Annotated in this window: 14 protein-coding genes and 1 riboswitch; of the genes, 6 read left to right on the forward strand and 8 right to left on the reverse strand. The window is 73.1% G+C overall.

The window, feature by feature from the left end; all coding sequences use genetic code 11:
* Genes C1703_RS24495 through C1703_RS24505 form a run of 3 tightly spaced genes read right to left on the reverse strand, consistent with a single transcriptional unit; the run spans position 1 to position 1,690 of the window.
* Entirely contained in the window at positions 1 to 723 is a 723-nt protein-coding gene (locus C1703_RS24495; RefSeq protein ID WP_114254875.1) for an isocitrate lyase/phosphoenolpyruvate mutase family protein, read from the reverse strand.
* Positions 720 to 1,166, reverse strand: coding sequence for a carboxymuconolactone decarboxylase family protein (locus tag C1703_RS24500; protein ID WP_114254876.1), 447 nt, complete (start codon positions 1,164 to 1,166; stop codon positions 720 to 722). The genes C1703_RS24495 and C1703_RS24500 overlap by 4 nt, the downstream gene beginning before the upstream one ends.
* Complete coding sequence (locus C1703_RS24505; protein WP_114254877.1) at positions 1,163 to 1,690, reverse strand: carboxymuconolactone decarboxylase family protein; 528 nt, start codon at positions 1,688 to 1,690, stop codon at positions 1,163 to 1,165. The genes C1703_RS24500 and C1703_RS24505 overlap by 4 nt, the downstream gene beginning before the upstream one ends.
* A gap of 47 nt (positions 1,691 to 1,737) precedes the next feature.
* On the opposite strand from C1703_RS24505, the gene C1703_RS24510 reads away from it, so the two are divergent.
* A complete protein-coding gene (locus C1703_RS24510; protein WP_114254878.1) occupies positions 1,738 to 3,129 on the forward strand; it encodes a PLP-dependent aminotransferase family protein in 1,392 nt (463 codons plus the stop codon).
* 215 nt (positions 3,130 to 3,344) lie between these two features.
* On the opposite strand, the gene C1703_RS40335 is transcribed toward C1703_RS24510, so the two are convergent.
* Positions 3,345 to 3,563, reverse strand: coding sequence for a hypothetical protein (locus C1703_RS40335; RefSeq protein WP_343236406.1), 219 nt, complete (start codon positions 3,561 to 3,563; stop codon positions 3,345 to 3,347).
* Positions 3,560 to 6,067 carry an aminodeoxychorismate synthase component I gene (gene pabB, locus C1703_RS39855; RefSeq protein WP_114254879.1) on the reverse strand — a complete coding sequence of 836 codons (2,508 nt, stop codon included), beginning with the start codon at positions 6,065 to 6,067 and terminating at the stop codon, positions 3,560 to 3,562. The genes C1703_RS40335 and pabB overlap by 4 nt, the downstream gene beginning before the upstream one ends.
* Before the next feature lie 495 nt (positions 6,068 to 6,562).
* On the opposite strand from pabB, the gene C1703_RS24530 reads away from it, so the two are divergent.
* From C1703_RS24530 to C1703_RS24540, 3 genes are all read left to right on the forward strand, one after another.
* Positions 6,563 to 6,919, forward strand: a complete 357-nt coding sequence (locus C1703_RS24530; RefSeq protein WP_114254881.1) for a hypothetical protein — start codon at positions 6,563 to 6,565, stop codon at positions 6,917 to 6,919.
* Positions 6,920 to 6,934: 15 nt separating this feature from the next.
* Complete coding sequence (locus C1703_RS24535; RefSeq protein ID WP_114254882.1) at positions 6,935 to 8,116, forward strand: glutathionylspermidine synthase family protein; 1,182 nt, start codon at positions 6,935 to 6,937, stop codon at positions 8,114 to 8,116.
* A gap of 117 nt (positions 8,117 to 8,233) precedes the next feature.
* A riboswitch (ZMP/ZTP riboswitch) is annotated at positions 8,234 to 8,319 on the forward strand.
* Positions 8,319 to 9,800, forward strand: a complete 1,482-nt coding sequence (locus C1703_RS24540; protein ID WP_269803212.1) for a glycine hydroxymethyltransferase — start codon at positions 8,319 to 8,321, stop codon at positions 9,798 to 9,800. Its footprint overlaps the riboswitch before it by 1 nt.
* A gap of 167 nt (positions 9,801 to 9,967) precedes the next feature.
* On the opposite strand, the gene C1703_RS24545 is transcribed toward C1703_RS24540, so the two are convergent.
* The 3 genes from C1703_RS24545 to C1703_RS24555 all read right to left on the reverse strand — a co-directional run bounded on the left by C1703_RS24545 (position 9,968) and on the right by C1703_RS24555 (position 12,299).
* Entirely contained in the window at positions 9,968 to 10,567 is a 600-nt protein-coding gene (locus C1703_RS24545) for a hypothetical protein (protein ID WP_232840576.1), read from the reverse strand.
* A gap of 216 nt (positions 10,568 to 10,783) precedes the next feature.
* Positions 10,784 to 11,614 carry a hypothetical protein gene (locus C1703_RS24550; protein WP_114257566.1) on the reverse strand — a complete coding sequence of 277 codons (831 nt, stop codon included), beginning with the start codon at positions 11,612 to 11,614 and terminating at the stop codon, positions 10,784 to 10,786.
* 124 nt (positions 11,615 to 11,738) lie between these two features.
* Entirely contained in the window at positions 11,739 to 12,299 is a 561-nt protein-coding gene (locus tag C1703_RS24555) for an RNA polymerase sigma factor (protein WP_114254884.1), read from the reverse strand.
* Positions 12,300 to 12,430: 131 nt separating this feature from the next.
* Here C1703_RS24555 and trpS point away from each other — a divergent pair, with 131 nt between their 5' ends.
* Positions 12,431 to 13,444, forward strand: coding sequence for a tryptophan--tRNA ligase (trpS, locus tag C1703_RS24560; protein WP_114257565.1), 1,014 nt, complete (start codon positions 12,431 to 12,433; stop codon positions 13,442 to 13,444).
* 141 nt (positions 13,445 to 13,585) lie between these two features.
* Positions 13,586 to 14,167 carry a 2'-5' RNA ligase family protein gene (locus C1703_RS24565; protein ID WP_114254885.1) on the forward strand — a complete coding sequence of 194 codons (582 nt, stop codon included), beginning with the start codon at positions 13,586 to 13,588 and terminating at the stop codon, positions 14,165 to 14,167.
* Positions 14,168 to 14,799: the final 632 nt, after the last annotated feature.

Below are 14,799 nucleotides of genomic sequence, written 5' to 3' on the forward strand. Positions count from 1 at the left end.
TCACCGCCGTCGCAGGCCGGCGGCGATCTCCCGCAGGGCGCCGGCGGCCCGCCGCTGGAGTCCCGGCCCGAAGGTGATCCGGGTGGCCCCTCGCGCGCCGAGTTCGGCGGGCGAGGGGCCCTCGTCGACCAGGGTCCCGACGTTGATCGGCCCCTGGATCCCGGCCCGCAGCAGCGGCAGCACGTCCGGCGGGGCGCCGATCGGGTAGACGCAGTCGGCCCCCGCGGCGACGTACAGCGCGGCCCGCTCGATGGCCCGCTCCGGGTCGGCGACCCCGCGCGCGAAGGTGTCCACGCGCGCGTTGACGAAGAGCCGGTCACCCGCCGCCTCCCGCACCTCGGCCAGCCAGGCGGCGTGCGCGTGCGGGTCCTTGAGCACCCCGCCCGCCGAGTCCTCCAGGTTGCAGCCCACCGCCCCCGCCTCCAGCAGCCGTTCCACCAGCTCCTTCGGCGCGAGCCCGTATCCCCCCTCCACGTCCGCCGACACGGGCACGTCGACGGCCCGGGTGATCCGGGCGACCGCGGCGAACATCTCGTCGGCCGGGACCTGCCCGTCCTCGTACCCGAGACAGGCGGCCACCCCGGCGCTGGGCGTGGCGAGCGCCGGGAACCCCGCCTCGGCGAACACCCGGGCACTGGCCGCGTCCCAGGGCCCGGGCAGGACGAGGGGATCCCCGGGCGCCCGGTGGTGGTGCAGGGCTCGGAACGTGTCGGCCTTGCTCATGGCGTGTGACCCCCCGGCGGAACACGGCGGGCGACCATCACCCGGTTCCAGTTGTTGATGGCGACGATCAGCCCGATCAGGTGCGCGAGCCGGACCTCGTCGAAGTGCTTCGCGGCCCGCTCGTACACCTCGTCCGGCACAAAACCCTCGGTCAGCACGGTCACCGCCTCCGTCAGCGCGAGCGCCGCCCGCTCCCGCTCGTCGAAGACGTCCCCGGCCTCCTCCCAGGCCGCCAGCAGATCGAGCTGCTGCTCGCCCACGCCGTGCTCGCGGGCGATCGCGAGGTGCATGTCGAGGCAGAACGCGCAGTGGTTGAGCTGCGAGGCGCGGATCACCACGAGTTCGGCCAGGGCCGGATCGCCGAGGCCCTGCTTGGCGGTGGCGCTCAGGGCGGACATGGCCCGGGCGACCCCGGGGTCCAGCAGCCGGGTCCGGGCCGTCACTTGTACTGGCCCGGCTGGTAGTGCCCCGGCGTCATCCGGCAGGTCACGCCGAACCGGTTCCAGGCGTTGATCGTCGTGATGGCGGCGATGAGCTGCGCCAGCTCGGCCTCCTCGAAGTGCGTCGCGGCCTTCTCGTACACCTCGTCCGGCACGAAACCGTCCGTCAGGACCGTCACGGCCTCCGTCAGCTCCAGGGCCGCGAGCTCCTTCGCGGTGTAGAAGTGCCGCGACTCGTCCCAGGCGCTGAGCTGCACGATCCGCTCGACGCGCTCGCCCGCCGCGAGGGTGTCCTTGGTGTGCATGTCGATGCAGAAGGCGCAGTGGTTGAGCTGGGAGGCGCGGATCTTCACCAGCTCGTACAGCTTGTGGTCGAGGCCCTGCCGGGCGGCGATCTCCAGTCGGACCATCGCCTTGTAGACCTCGGGCGCGTGCTTGGCCCAGTCCAGGCGGGCGGGCTCCTCGGGGGCGTACTCCACGGGCTCCTCGGGGGCGTACTCCGCGGTCTTCTCTTCGCTGATCGTCATGGACTCGACCCTAGGAAGGAAGCAGCCCAGGGGTATGGTCCATTTCCATGGCGAAACCCTGGGCCACTTTCGGTGTCGACCTGCATCTGGAACCGGCCGGCCCCGGACTGCGCCGGGGCCTGACCGACGCCCTGCGCGCAGCGGTCCGCTCCGGCCGGCTCGCCCCCGGCACCCGGCTGCCCTCCTCCCGGGCGCTCGCCGCCGACCTGGGCATCGCCCGCAACACGGTCGCGGACGCCTACGCCGACCTGGTCGCCGAGGGCTGGCTCACGGCCCGGCAGGGCTCGGGGACCCGGGTCGCCGAGCGCGAGGTCGTCCCGCCCAGCGGCACCGCACCCCACCCCCGGGCCCGCACCCGCCCGGCCTACGACCTGCGCCCCGGCAGCCCCGACCTCGCCTCCTTCCCGCGCGCCGAGTGGCTCAAGGCGGCCCGCCGCGCCCTCCACACCGCCCCCCACCACGCGCTGGACTACGGCGACGACCCCCGCGGCCGCCCCGAACTGCGGACCGCGCTCGCCGGTTACCTCTCCCGGGCCCGGGGCGTCCGCGCCGACCCCCAAAGGATCCTGGTGTGCTCCGGGTTCGCCCACGGCCTGAAGCTGCTCGGCACGGTCCTGCGGGCGCGCGGGGCACGGACGGTCGCGGTCGAGTCGTACGGCCTCGGCACGCACGGCAGGCTCCTGACCGCGTCCGGCCTGGACCTCGCCCCGCTGCCCTTCGACGGGCTGGGCACGGACCCGGGCGGTCTGACCGCCGCCGACGCGGTCCTGCTCACCCCCGCCCACCAGTTCCCCATGGGCGTGCCCCTGCACCGCGACCGCCGCGCGGCCGTCGTGGACTGGGCGCGGCGCACCGGCGGGCTGGTGCTGGAGGACGACTACGACGGCGAGTTCCGCTACGACCGGCAGCCCGTCGGCGCGCTCCAGGGCCTGGACCCCGACCGGGTGGTCTACCTGGGCACCGCGAGCAAGTCCCTCGCGCCCGGGCTGCGGCTGGGCTGGATGGTGCTGCCGCCGGACCTGACCGAGCAGGTCGCCGAGGCCAAGGGCGGTGTCGACACCTGCGGGGTGCTGGACCAGCTGACCCTGGCCGAGTTCCTCACGTCCGGCGCCTACGACCGGCACGTCCGCGCGGCCCGCCTGCGCTACCGGCGCCGCCGGGACGCCCTGGTCGCCGCCGTCGCGGCCCGGGCCCCTGAGGCCCGCGTCACCGGCATCGCGGCGGGCCTGCACGTCCTGCTGCGGCTGCCGCCCGGCACCGAGGAGTCGGTGGTCCAGGCCGCCCGCTGGCAGGGCCTCGCGGTCCACGGACTCACCCGCTACCGGCGCCCCGGCGCGCTCGCCGAACCGGTCGACGCCCTGGTCGTCGGCTACGGCACACCACCGGACCACGCCTGGTCGGGGGCGCTGGACGCGCTGTGCGCGGTACTGCCCGGGTAATCCCGCGGATTCACCTCCGGATACCGCCGAAGGAAAAAAGACAGCGGAAAAGCGCCGGGTCGAATTCCCCGACCCGGCCTCGCCATTTGCTCGCGGGCAGCGGTTCCCTCATGCCGTCCAGCCACGCCCGCCATTCCCCGGCCCGCTGAGCCGGAGGCACCCGCATCGGCCGTCCCGTCCATTCCGGCCGGGCCGGATGCCGTGCAGCGCGTTCATCAGCCACACTCACGGCCGTCCGGTCCGGCCACGGTCCGCTCACCGTGCGCGACACGGATCCCGGAACGCAGCGCCCGCTCCCGGCCAAGACCGGCCGTCACGCTCGGCAGGACGCGCAGCCGGGGCGGGGGCAGGCACAGGGTGTCGCCTCCCACCACAGGACGCCGGCGCTGGCCCAGGACCGTGACCGGGTGCCGCGCGAGCTGCGGACTGGTCATCGCCGGGCCTCCTCGGCCGCCCCCGCCCGGCTCCCCGGCGGGGCCTGCTGCCGTGTCCGGTCGGTCGTGTGCCGGCGCAGGGCCCGCATCGGGGCCGCCGTCTTCAGCAGCATCTCCTCGTACTCCGCCTCCGGATCGGAGCCGAGGACGATCGCACCGCCCGCGCCCAGGTGCAGCTGACCGCCGGCCACGACGGCGGTCCGGATCACGATGCTGAGATCGGCGCCGCCGCCGCAGCCGAAGTAGCCGAGGGCCCCCGAGTAGACGCCCCGGGCCTCGGTCTCCAGCGAGTCGATGATCTCCAGCGCGCGCAGCTTGGGCGCACCGGTCATGGAACCGCCCGGGAAACAGGCCCGCACGCAGTCCACCGCGTCCGTGCCCGGCCGCAGCCTGCCCACCACGGTCGAGACGAGCTGGTGCACCGTGGCGTACGTCTCCGTGGCCATGAGCTTGGAGACCCGCACCGACCCGGTCCGGCAGACCTGCCCCAGGTCGTTGCGGAGCAGGTCCACGACCATCAGGTTCTCGGCCCGCGTCTTGGCGTCCGACGCGAGCCCGTCCCGCAGCCGGGCGTCCTCCTCCGGGCCGTCGCCCCGGGGCGCGGTCCCCTTGACGGGTCCGGCCTCGACCGTGCCGTCCCGGCCGATCCGCAGGAACCGTTCGGGCGAGGCCCCGGCCACCTCCAGCTCCCCGAACCTCAGGAACGCCGCGTACGGCGCCGGGTTGTCGCGGCGCAGCGTCCGGTAGAACGCGAACGTGTCGGGCGGGGCGGGCAGCCGGGCGGCGTTGGTCAGGCAGACCCCGTAACTGGTGCCGGCCCGCAGCTCCCGCCGGCACGCCTCGATGTCCGTGAGGTACCGGGCCCGGTCGCGCACCAGCCACGGCTCGGCGGCGCCGGGGTCCGCCGGGACCGGCGGCACGGGCAGGGGCGGCCGCTCCGCCGCCACACAGCTGAGACCGGCCAGCGCGCCCTCCAGCCAGTCGGCGGCCTCCCGGGCGGCCTGCGGGGTGTCCTCGGCCAGGCAGACGGCGTACGTGAAGCCCTCCCGGTGGTCCACCGCGATCACCCGGTCGGCGAACAGCCAGGCGGCGTCCGGGGCGGGGGAGCGGTGGCGGTTGGGCGACCCGCAGTCGGCCTTCATCTCGTAGCCGAAGTAACCGACGTACCCGCCGGTGAAGTCGAACGGCAGCCCGGTCGCGTCCACGCGACGGTTCGTCAACTGCCGCTTGAGATAGTCGAAGACACTCGCCGCGACCTTCCGCACCGGCCGTCCCGCCCGCTCGATCTCGCAGCGCCCGGTCCCCACGTCGTACCGCACGAACTCGGCGAGCGGCCCGCTGTCGTCCCCGAGGAACGAGAACCGCGACCGGCCCGGCTCGACCAGGGAGCTGTCCAGCCAGAACCCACGCGGCGACCCGGCGAACATCCGGCTGAACACCGCCTCCGTGTCGACGGCACCGGCGATCCGACGGGTGTGCAGCCGGTAGCCGACACGGCCGGGACGCCGGGGGCGGGGGATGGCGGCGGCGGAGCCGCCGGTTCCACCGGACGCCGGTGCCTCGTCGGACCTGGCAGCGCCGTCGGACGTGGGTGCCTCGTCGGACCTGGGAGCCGCGTCGGACGTGGGTGCCCCGCCGGACTCGGGTGCCGCGCCGGACGTGGGTGCCCCACCGGGCCCGCTCGCCGCCGTCTGGGAGACGGCGGTGACCTGGAAGACGGCCGCGGCGGCCGCAGGCCGTGGAACGACCCCGTTCCCGGCGACGACCGCCGCAGCCCCCGCAACCACCCCGGCAACCGCCCCCGCTCCGATGACCGCCCCCGCCCCCGGACGCCGGACCCCGGCCTCGCACTCCGGGACGCCGGGCCGGCGCGGCACGGCCTCGTGCGACGGCACCGCCGTGTTCTTCGTACGCAGCTTGCCGGCCCGCTCGGCGGTCAGGTTCCGGAAGTTCACCAGCATGCGGTGGCCGTACTCCGTGAGGACGGACTCCGGGTGGAACTGCACGCCCCACAGCGGCCGGCTGCGGTGCCGCAGCCCCATCAGGACGCCGTCCTCCGCCCAGGCCGTCGCCTCCAGCGCCGGGGGCAGCGGCTCGCGCACGGCCAGCGAGTGGTAGCGGACGGCGGTGAAGTGCTGCGGCAGGCCCCGGAACAGATCCCGTTCGTCGTGCCGGACCGTGGACAGATGCCCGTGCCGCGGCTCCGGAGCGGGCCCCACCAGCCCGGCCTCCCCGAGCGCGATGCCCTGATGGCCCAGACACACGCCCAGCACGGGCACCGGACAGGTGGCGAGCAGTCTGGCCCCGATGCCGAAGTCCCGCGCGTCGCCCGGGTGTCCGGGGCCGGGGGACAGCACGAGGTTGTCGAACTTCCGGAGATCCGGCAGGCCGTCGACGGGCACGTCGTTGCGGACCACCACCGGCTCCTCGCCATTGACCTCGGCGATCAGCTGGAACAGGTTGTACGTGTACGGGTCGTCATTGTCGATGAGCAGGGTCTTCACCCGCCCACCTCCCTCTGTTCGTTCGCGGGCCTAAGTGGCCCGGCGTTTGTGCCGTCCGCGCCATATCCAGCAGCAGTGCATTGAGGTCACCGAGATAGGGAAGCACCGTCAGATTGAACAGGAGCACCGGCGGAAAATCCGCGCTCGTATTCACGAACCAGAGTTTCCATTTCGACGGCGCCTGCGCCCGGCCTCCCGGGCGACTTCCTGTGCTTACCGGCCACGCCGTCCCGTACGGAAAGCGCTCCCCTCGCGTTCAAGATTCAACAAGCGATTCTCCGATGGTTCGGAACGTGAAGGCCCTGTGCGGCCGGGAAAGCACCTGCGGTCACGCCGGCCCGACGAGCGCACACCAAAGGCGCACACCACCGCAAAGGCCGTGAACAAACGGCAGGGGAGGGCGGCAGGCGGGGGGCTCCTGTACGCCCGCTCCCACCGCTCTCTAGGCTGTCCGCTCGGCAGTGCACACGGGGACACCCAGGGGGAGACACGGACATGGCGGAAACACGGCGACGACTGCGTTCGAGCACGGTGGTGCTGGGCGGCATGGGCGTCCTCGCGGCGGCGCTGTCCGCGTGCGGCTCCGACCCGGACCGCCGCTGTGTGGACCGGGACAGCTACGACTACATCAACGGCTACAAGATCGTCGCCGACAAGAACTGCACGTCGTCCTCCGGCTCCTCCACCGGCAAGTCCCGCAAGAAGACCGGCAAGACCAGGGCCGTGGACGCCGACTGGTACTACGACGCCGACGTCAGCGGCGGCTACGCCGACCACGGCACCTTCAGCCGCAGCGAGGCCGTCGACCGGGGCGGCTTCGGCTGCTCCGGCTCCGGCAGCGGCGGCGGCTGACCGGGCCGTACGCAGATGGAACGCCGCACCGCGGAACCCCGCCCCGGCTGGCAGCGGACCGTCGAGGAACAGGGCCTGATCTACCCGCTCACCCGCTACCCCGACGACTCCCTGCGCCCCTACTGGGACGAGAGCGCGTACTACGTCTTCACCCTCCCGGAGATCGAGGCCCTGGAGGAGGTGGTCGAGGAACTCCACCGCATGTGCCTGGCGGCGGCCGAGCACATCGTCGCCGAGGACCGCTTCGCCGACCTCGGCATCACCGACCCCCGGGTGGCCCGGGCGGTCGCCGAGGCCTGGCACCGCCGCGCCGAACTCCCCTCCGTCTACGGCCGCTTCGACCTCCGCTACGACGGCACCGGCCCGGCCAAGCTCCTGGAGTACAACGCCGACACCCCGACCTCACTGGTCGAGGCCGCGTCCCCCCAGTGGTTCTGGATGGAGGAGCGCTTCCCCGGCGCCGACCAGTGGAACTCCCTCCACGAACGCCTCATCGACGCCTGGAAGAAGCAGTCCGCGCTCCTCCCGCCGGGCAGCCCCCTGTACTTCGCGTACTCCTCCGCCGACGAACTCGGCGAGGACATGATGACGGTCGCCTACCTCAAGGAGACGGCCGAACAGGCGGGCCTGGCCACCGACTGGATCGCCATGGAGGAGATCGGCTGGGACCGCCTCTCCGGCCGCTTCGTCGACAACCGCCTCCGCTTCATCCGCAGCATCTTCAAGCTCTACCCCTGGGAGTGGCTCACCACCGACCGCTTCGCCGACCACGTCCTGGACACCCTCGACAACGGCGGCGGCACGGGCTCCACCCTGTGGATAGAACCGGCCTGGAAGATGCTCCTCAGCAACAAGGCCCTCCTGGCGATCCTCTGGGAGCTCTACCCCGACCACCCGAACCTCCTCCCCGCCTACCTGGACGGCCCCCGCGACCTGCCCGCGAAGGGCTGGGTGGCGAAGCCCCTGCTGGGCCGGGAGGGCGCGGGCGTGACGATCCACGAGCCCGGCACGGAACCCGTCGCCCGCGACGAACCCTGCTGCTACCAGCAACTCGCCCCCCTGCCCGACTTCGACGGCAACCGCGTGGTCCTGGGCGCCTGGGTCGTGGAGGACGAGTCGGCAGGCCTGGGCATCCGGGAGTCGTCGGGCCTGATCACGGACGAGTACGCACGATTCCTGCCCCACGTGATCCTGTAGACGGGGCTCAGGGGGACGTACCCCAGGGGCGCGGGGAACTGCGCGACCACAGGGCACTCGCACTCGGCAACGAAGAGCAACCCGGCAGACGCTCCCCCGCCCCAGCCGGTAGGCTGATCGCCGGGCCGTGACTGGCGCGCTGGGATGGACGAACCATCGGGGAGCGGCCCGGGAGACTAGAGCCGTGCGCCTGGGCCGTACCGTGAACGCTGAACGCAACGTCCGGAGGTCCCACATGCCAGCCGAGCCCCTCTCCACCGCTTCCACCGCCTACCGCGCCGCCCTCGACGTGATCCGCGCCGTCGAACCCCGCGTGGCGGACGCCATCGGCCAGGAGGTCGCCGACCAGCGCGAGATGCTCAAGCTGATCGCCTCCGAGAACTACGCCTCCCCGGCCACGCTCCTCGCGATGGGCAACTGGTTCAGCGACAAGTACGCCGAGGGCACCATCGGCCGCCGCTTCTACGCAGGCTGCCGCAACGTCGACACCGTCGAGTCCCTCGCCGCCGAGCACGCCAAGGAACTCTTCGGCGCCCGCCACGCCTACGTCCAGCCGCACTCCGGCATCGACGCCAACCTCGTCGCCTTCTGGTCGGTCCTCGCCCAGCGCGTCGAGCTGCCCGCCCTGGAGAAGGCCGGTGTCCGCCAGGTCAACGACCTCTCCGAGGCCGACTGGGCGGAGCTGCGCCGCGCCTTCGGCAACCAGCGCATGCTCGGCATGTCCCTGGACGCCGGCGGCCACCTCACCCACGGCTTCCGCCCGAACATCTCCGGCAAGATGTTCGACCAGCGCTCCTACGGCACCGACCCGGCCACGGGCCTGATCGACTACGAGGCCCTGCGCACCTCCGCCCGTGAGTTCAAGCCGCTGATCATCGTCGCGGGCTACTCGGCGTACCCCCGTCTGGTGAACTTCCGGATCATGCGCGAGATCGCCGACGAGGTCGGCGCCACGCTCATGGTGGACATGGCGCACTTCGCCGGCCTGGTCGCGGGCAAGGTCCTGACCGGCGACTTCGACCCGGTCCCGCACGCCCAGATCGTGACGACCACCACCCACAAGTCCCTGCGCGGCCCCCGCGGCGGCATGGTCCTGTGCGACGACTCTCTGAAGGACCAGGTCGACCGCGGCTGCCCGATGGTCCTCGGCGGCCCGCTCCCGCACGTCATGGCCGCCAAGGCCGTCGCCCTCGCGGAGGCCCGCCAGGAGTCCTTCCGCGACTACGCCCAGCGCATCGTCGACAACTCCCGCGCGCTGGCCGAGGGCCTGATGCGCCGCGGCGCCACGCTGGTCACGGGCGGCACGGACAACCACCTGAACCTGATCGACGTCGCCTCCTCCTACGGCCTCACCGGCCGCCAGGCCGAGGCCGCGCTCCTCGAGTCGGGCATCGTCACCAACCGCAACGCGATCCCCGCCGACCCGAACGGCGCCTGGTACACCTCGGGTATCCGCATCGGCACGCCCGCGCTCACCACCCGCGGCCTGGGCACGGCGGAGATGGACGAGGTCGCGGGCCTGATCGACCGGGTCCTCACCACCACGGAACCGGGCACGACCAAGTCGGGCGCCCCCTCCAAGGCGGCCCACGTCCTCGACGGCAAGGTCGCCGACGAGATCTCCCACAGGGCGACGGACCTGGTGGCGGGCTTCCCGCTCTACCCCGAGATCGACCTCGGCTGAGACCCCGCCGGGCTCATCGCGGACGGGATCTCGGCGCGCTCACCAACGTCAGGGATCCCGGGTTGATCAGCTCAGGTAGTGGCTCCTCCCGTGGCGGCGGTCCGGCTTAGCGCCGGGCCGCCGCGCGGCGTAGGACATGACGCCCCCTGCTCCGCCCACACCCGACCTCACACATCCAGCAGTTCCTGTTTCGGCTCTCCGGTGGCCCGCCCCCGCCCAGGGAACGGGATCCGCACGGCGAACGGCCGCAAGGCCAGGGCCAGCACCGCGCCGCCCGCCGCACCGGGAAGCACCCACCACCACTCCGCGCCGTCGTCCGCCGTCGGCGCCTTGGCCCTGGTCGTGGCCGTCTCAGGGTCCGGAGGGGTGGGCTCCTGCCCTGCCGTGGCCCAGGGCGGCGACATGACGTCGGTGAATCCGGAGCCGTCAGATGACCTGCCCCGCACGCCGAGCTCTTCCAGGAGGGCGCGCAGTTCGTCAGGGCGCTCGGCGCGGTGCCAGCGGCCGTCCACCGCCCGGGACAGGTGCGCCGCCGTGTGTATCCACGTCTCCCCGCTCTCGCTCTCGGAGAAGATCTGGTCCACGCGCCACGGCGAGATGTCGTGCACCATCCAGGTCACCGTGAACCGCCGGGCCGAGGCCAGGTCGGCCTCCGGGGGCCTGCCGCGGGTGCCCGCCACCGAGGTGCCGAGCAGTCGCTCCAGCTGCTGGTACTCCTTGTCGTCGTGGTACAGCGCGGCCGCCTCCTCGCTCGCCGGCGATACCACGAGGACGCTGGTGGGCCCCCGGCCGAGGCCGGCGACGCACCCCACACCAGCAGCGCCAGCGCCGCCACCAGCGCTCCCACTCCCGCGATCAGCCCACTGCCCCTGCCCCTGCCCCTGCGTCGACACATCCGAGCCCCCAACCAGACGATCCGCGCGGCCCCGAGCCGCCCGTCACTTCTGGTACACCGCCCGCGCCGGCCAGGTTCCCCCTCCGCGTCATTCCGGGGAGCCACCGAGCGGAGCCGCGGCGGACCTCGCGATCTCCACGGCCCGCGCCTTCGACGCGACGCCCTCCAGCCGCAGCGTGACGACACCGTCCCCGCCCGAGGAGGTCCACAGCAGGGTCGGCCCGGCCGTCCGCTCCTCGCGCGTGTAGCGGTCGCCGTCGGCTTCGACCAGCCAGAGGTTCAGCAGGTGGGGCCGGGGGAACCACAGGGCCCAGTCCGGCACGTCGCCGCTCTCGGGATCGCCGCGCAACGCCACCCACGTCGGCTGCTCGCGCACGCGCTTGACGAAGCTGGTGTCCAGACGCGCCCGGTACTCGTCCAGGCGTATCGTCCGCCCCTGCTCGCTCCAGCACAGGGTGATCAGGGCCCGCCCGTGCGGTTGGCTGCTCACGGTCACCGCGTCCGGCGTCCCGAGCCCCTTGGGGATCAGCGGAGCGAACCCCGCCCGCTGCTCGGCCCGCGCGAGGGAGACCGACCGTCCGCAGCCGGGCACCTCGGCGCCAGGAGTGGGCACCGCCGAGGGGTCGTACCGCACCTCGACCCCGCCGAAGTCGAACCAGTCGAACACCGCGGCCCGCACCGGGGGCGTGAGCGCGAGTAGCGCCAGCAGTCCGCACAGCACCGCGGTCAGCGACCGCCGCCGCGCTCGAGCCCAGAGCCGGACCGACCGCAGCCGCTCCCGGACCCCGGGTGGCTCGGCCACCGGAACCGGTGCCCGCTCGGCCAGTAGCTGCGCCAGCACCCGCTCGGCCATCGACTCCGGACCCGCGCCGCCCGGTGTGTCCAGCGACCGGCCCAGCGACCGCAGTTCCGCCCGCAGCCGGTCGGCTTCCGCTCGACGGCCAGTACCTCCGTCGGGGGCGTGGAGCTGCCCGTCGGCGGCGTGGAATGGCCCGCCGGAGGCGTGAAGCCGACCGTCCTCGCCACTGTGCGCACCCGTTCCGTCACTCACCCTCCCCACCCCCCTCCCGAGGCTGGAAGTCCGGCAGCAACCTGGCCAGCTTGCGCAGTGCCCGGCTCAGGCGCGACTTCACCGTCCCGCGTGGACAGCCGAGGGCCTGGGCCGTCTCCGGCTCGTCCATCTCCAGCAGGTACCGGTAGGTGACGACCAGCCGGTGCTCCTCGCTCAGCTTCTCCAGGGCGGCCAGCAGCGCGGCACGGCGCTCCGCCTCCACCGTCGCCACCGCCGGATCCGCCGACTCCGGTATCAACGGCTCGGCCTGCGTCAGCGCCGCCTCCCGGACGGCGAGTGTCCTCTGCCGCGCGGCCGTCCGCGCTGTGTTCCTCGTCTCGTTGGCCACGATCGCCAGCAGCCACGGCTTGAACGCCATGCCGTCCCGGAACCGGCCCAGCGCGCAGTACGCCTTGACGAAGGCCTGCTGCACCACGTCCTCCGCGTCCGACCCCGCCCCGAGCGCGGTGGCCGCGCGCAGTGCGATCGCCGTGTGCGCCCGCACCAGCTCCGCGTACGCCTCCGGCTCTCCGGCGCGTACGCGTGCGATCACCGCGGCCTCATCGACGATGCGGCCCCCCTCCCGCGTCCTCACATGCTTGTTACACCGCCGGGCACGGATCGGTTCCCCCCTGTTTCGGACCAGTTCCGGATCGGCCCCCGGGACCTGAGAGAATGGTGAGCATGGCCTCTGACCGACCCCGCGTGCTCTCCGGCATCCAGCCCACCGCCGGTTCGTTCCACCTCGGCAACTACCTCGGCGCCGTCCGCCAGTGGGTGGCCCTGCAGGAGACCCACGACGCCTTCTACATGGTCGTCGACCTGCACGCGATCACCATCCCGCAGGACCCGAAGGACCTGCGCGCGAACACGCGCCTGGCCGCGGCCCAGCTCCTCGCCGCGGGGCTCGACCCGGACCGCTGCACGCTCTTCGTCCAGAGCCACGTCCCCGAGCACGCCCAGCTCGCCTGGATCATGAACTGCCTCACCGGCTTCGGCGAGGCCGGCCGGATGACCCAGTTCAAGGACAAGTCGGCCAAGCAGGGCGCCGAGCGCGCCTCGGTCGGCCTGTTCACGTACCCGATCCTCCAGGTCGCGGACATCCTGCTCTACCAGGCCCACGAGGTCCCGGTCGGCGAGGACCAGCGCCAGCACATCGAGCTCACCCGCGACCTCGCCACGCGCTTCAACGGCCGTTTCGGCGAGACCTTCACGCTCCCGAAGCCGTACATCCTCAAGGAAACGGCGAAGATCTACGACCTCCAGGACCCGTCGATCAAGATGAGCAAGTCGGCGTCCACGCCGAAGGGCCTCATCAATCTCCTCGACGAGCCGAAGGCCACCGCGAAGAAGGTCAAGAGCGCGGTCACCGACACGGACACGGTGATCCGCTACGACGCGGAGAACAAGCCCGGCGTGTCGAACCTCCTGACCATCCACTCCACGCTCACCGGCACGTCGATCGCCGAGCTGGAGCGGGAGTACGAGGGCAAGATGTACGGCGCGCTCAAGACGGACCTCGCCGAGATCATGGTCGAGTTCGTGACGCCGTTCCGGGAGCGCACGCAGCAGTACCTGGACGACCCCGAGACGCTCGACTCGATCCTGGCCAAGGGCGCCGAGAAGGCCCGCGCGGTCGCCGCGGAGACCCTCGCCCAGGCGTACGACAGGGTCGGTTTCCTGCCCGCCAAGCACTGAACCCGCCCCCGCGCGCAGCCGTACCACCGCACAGCGCTGTACATCACTCCGGTTGCGCCTGCCTGTAAGCGGGTCGTGGCCGTACAGTCGATAACCGGGTGGTCGTATCAGCGGCCCGCTAACTGAACGACAGGAGACGATGTGGGGACCGTAACGATCGGTGTCTCGATCGCGGTCCCGGAGCCTCACGGCAGCGAGCTCCAGCAGCTGCGCGCGGGCTTCGGCGACGCCGCGGCTCACGGCATCCCCACGCACGTCACCCTGTTGCCGCCGACGGAGATCGACGACACCGCCCTGCCGGCCGTCGAGGCCCATCTGACCGAGGTCGCCGCGGCCGGCCGGCCGTTCCCCATGCGGCTGTCCGGCACCGGCACGTTCCGGCCCCTGTCGCCGGTGGTGTTCGTCCGGGTCGTCGCGGGCGCGGAGGCCTGCACCGAGTTGCAGCAGCAGGTCCGCGACCCCGCCGGGCCGGTCCCGCGCGAACTGCAGTTCCCGTACCACCCGCACGTCACCGTCGCGCACGGCATCGACGAGGCGGCGATGGACCGCGCCTTCGAGGAACTCGCCGGCTACGAGGCCGAGTGGCCCTGCACCGGCTTCGCCCTCTACGAACAGGGCGCCGACGGCGTCTGGCGCAAGCTGCGCGAGTTCACCTTCGGCGGCGGCTCGGTGGTCCCGCCCCAGGCCGGCCGCGTGGAACGAGGCTCGGTCCCCACCCGCTGACCGCGGACCAACACCGGCCCCCGGAACACTCGGCCGGGCCGGACGACAGCTGCCGGGTGCTCTGCCGGGTCCTGCCGCGGTCGCCGGGGGCCCGCCTCGGGGTCAGGCGGCGTCCGCCGGGGCGCGGTGTCCCGGGGTCAGATGGCAACCGACGGGGCACGGTGCCCCGGGGCCGGACGGTAGCCGACGGAACACTGCGCCGGGCCGGACGACAGCTGCCGGGTGCTCTGCCGGGTCCTGCCGCGGTCGCCGGGGGCCCGCCTCGGGGTCAGGCGGCGTCCGCCGGGGCGCGGTGTCCCGGGGCCGGACGGTAGCCGACGGAACACTCTGCCGGGCCGGACGACAGCCGCCGGGTGCTCTGCCGGGTCCTGCCGCGGTGGCCGGGGGCCCGCCTCGGGGTCAGGCGGCGTCCGCCGGGGCGCGGTGTCCCGGGGTCAGATGGCAACCGACGGGGCACGGTGCCCCGGGGCCGGACGGTAGCCGACGGAACACTCTGCCGGGCCGGACGACAGCCGCCGGAACACGGCCTCGGGGTCAGACCGCAGCCCTGTCGGAACACGGCCCCGGGGTCAGACCGCAGCCCTGTCGGAACACGGCCGGGGTCAGACCGCAGCCCCGCCGGAACACGGCCG

Origin of the sequence: Streptomyces sp. Go-475, assembly GCF_003330845.1 — a bacterium.
Taxonomy (GTDB): Bacteria; Actinomycetota; Actinomycetes; order Streptomycetales; family Streptomycetaceae; genus Streptomyces.

Bases quoted from the DNA above. Each gene is read 5' to 3' on its own strand.
- C1703_RS24505 (WP_114254877.1), bottom strand. From the start codon at position 1,690: ATGACGATCAGCGAAGAGAAGACCGCGGAGTACGCCCCCGAGGAGCCC.
- C1703_RS40335 (WP_343236406.1), bottom strand. From the start codon at position 3,563: ATGACCAGTCCGCAGCTCGCGCGGCACCCGGTCACGGTCCTGGGCCAG.
- C1703_RS24495 (WP_114254875.1), bottom strand. From the start codon at position 723: ATGAGCAAGGCCGACACGTTCCGAGCCCTGCACCACCACCGGGCGCCC.
- C1703_RS24510 (WP_114254878.1), top strand. From the start codon at position 1,738: ATGGCGAAACCCTGGGCCACTTTCGGTGTCGACCTGCATCTGGAACCG.
- trpS (WP_114257565.1), top strand. From the start codon at position 12,431: ATGGCCTCTGACCGACCCCGCGTGCTCTCCGGCATCCAGCCCACCGCC.
- C1703_RS24535 (WP_114254882.1), top strand. From the start codon at position 6,935: ATGGAACGCCGCACCGCGGAACCCCGCCCCGGCTGGCAGCGGACCGTC.
- C1703_RS24530 (WP_114254881.1), top strand. From the start codon at position 6,563: ATGGCGGAAACACGGCGACGACTGCGTTCGAGCACGGTGGTGCTGGGC.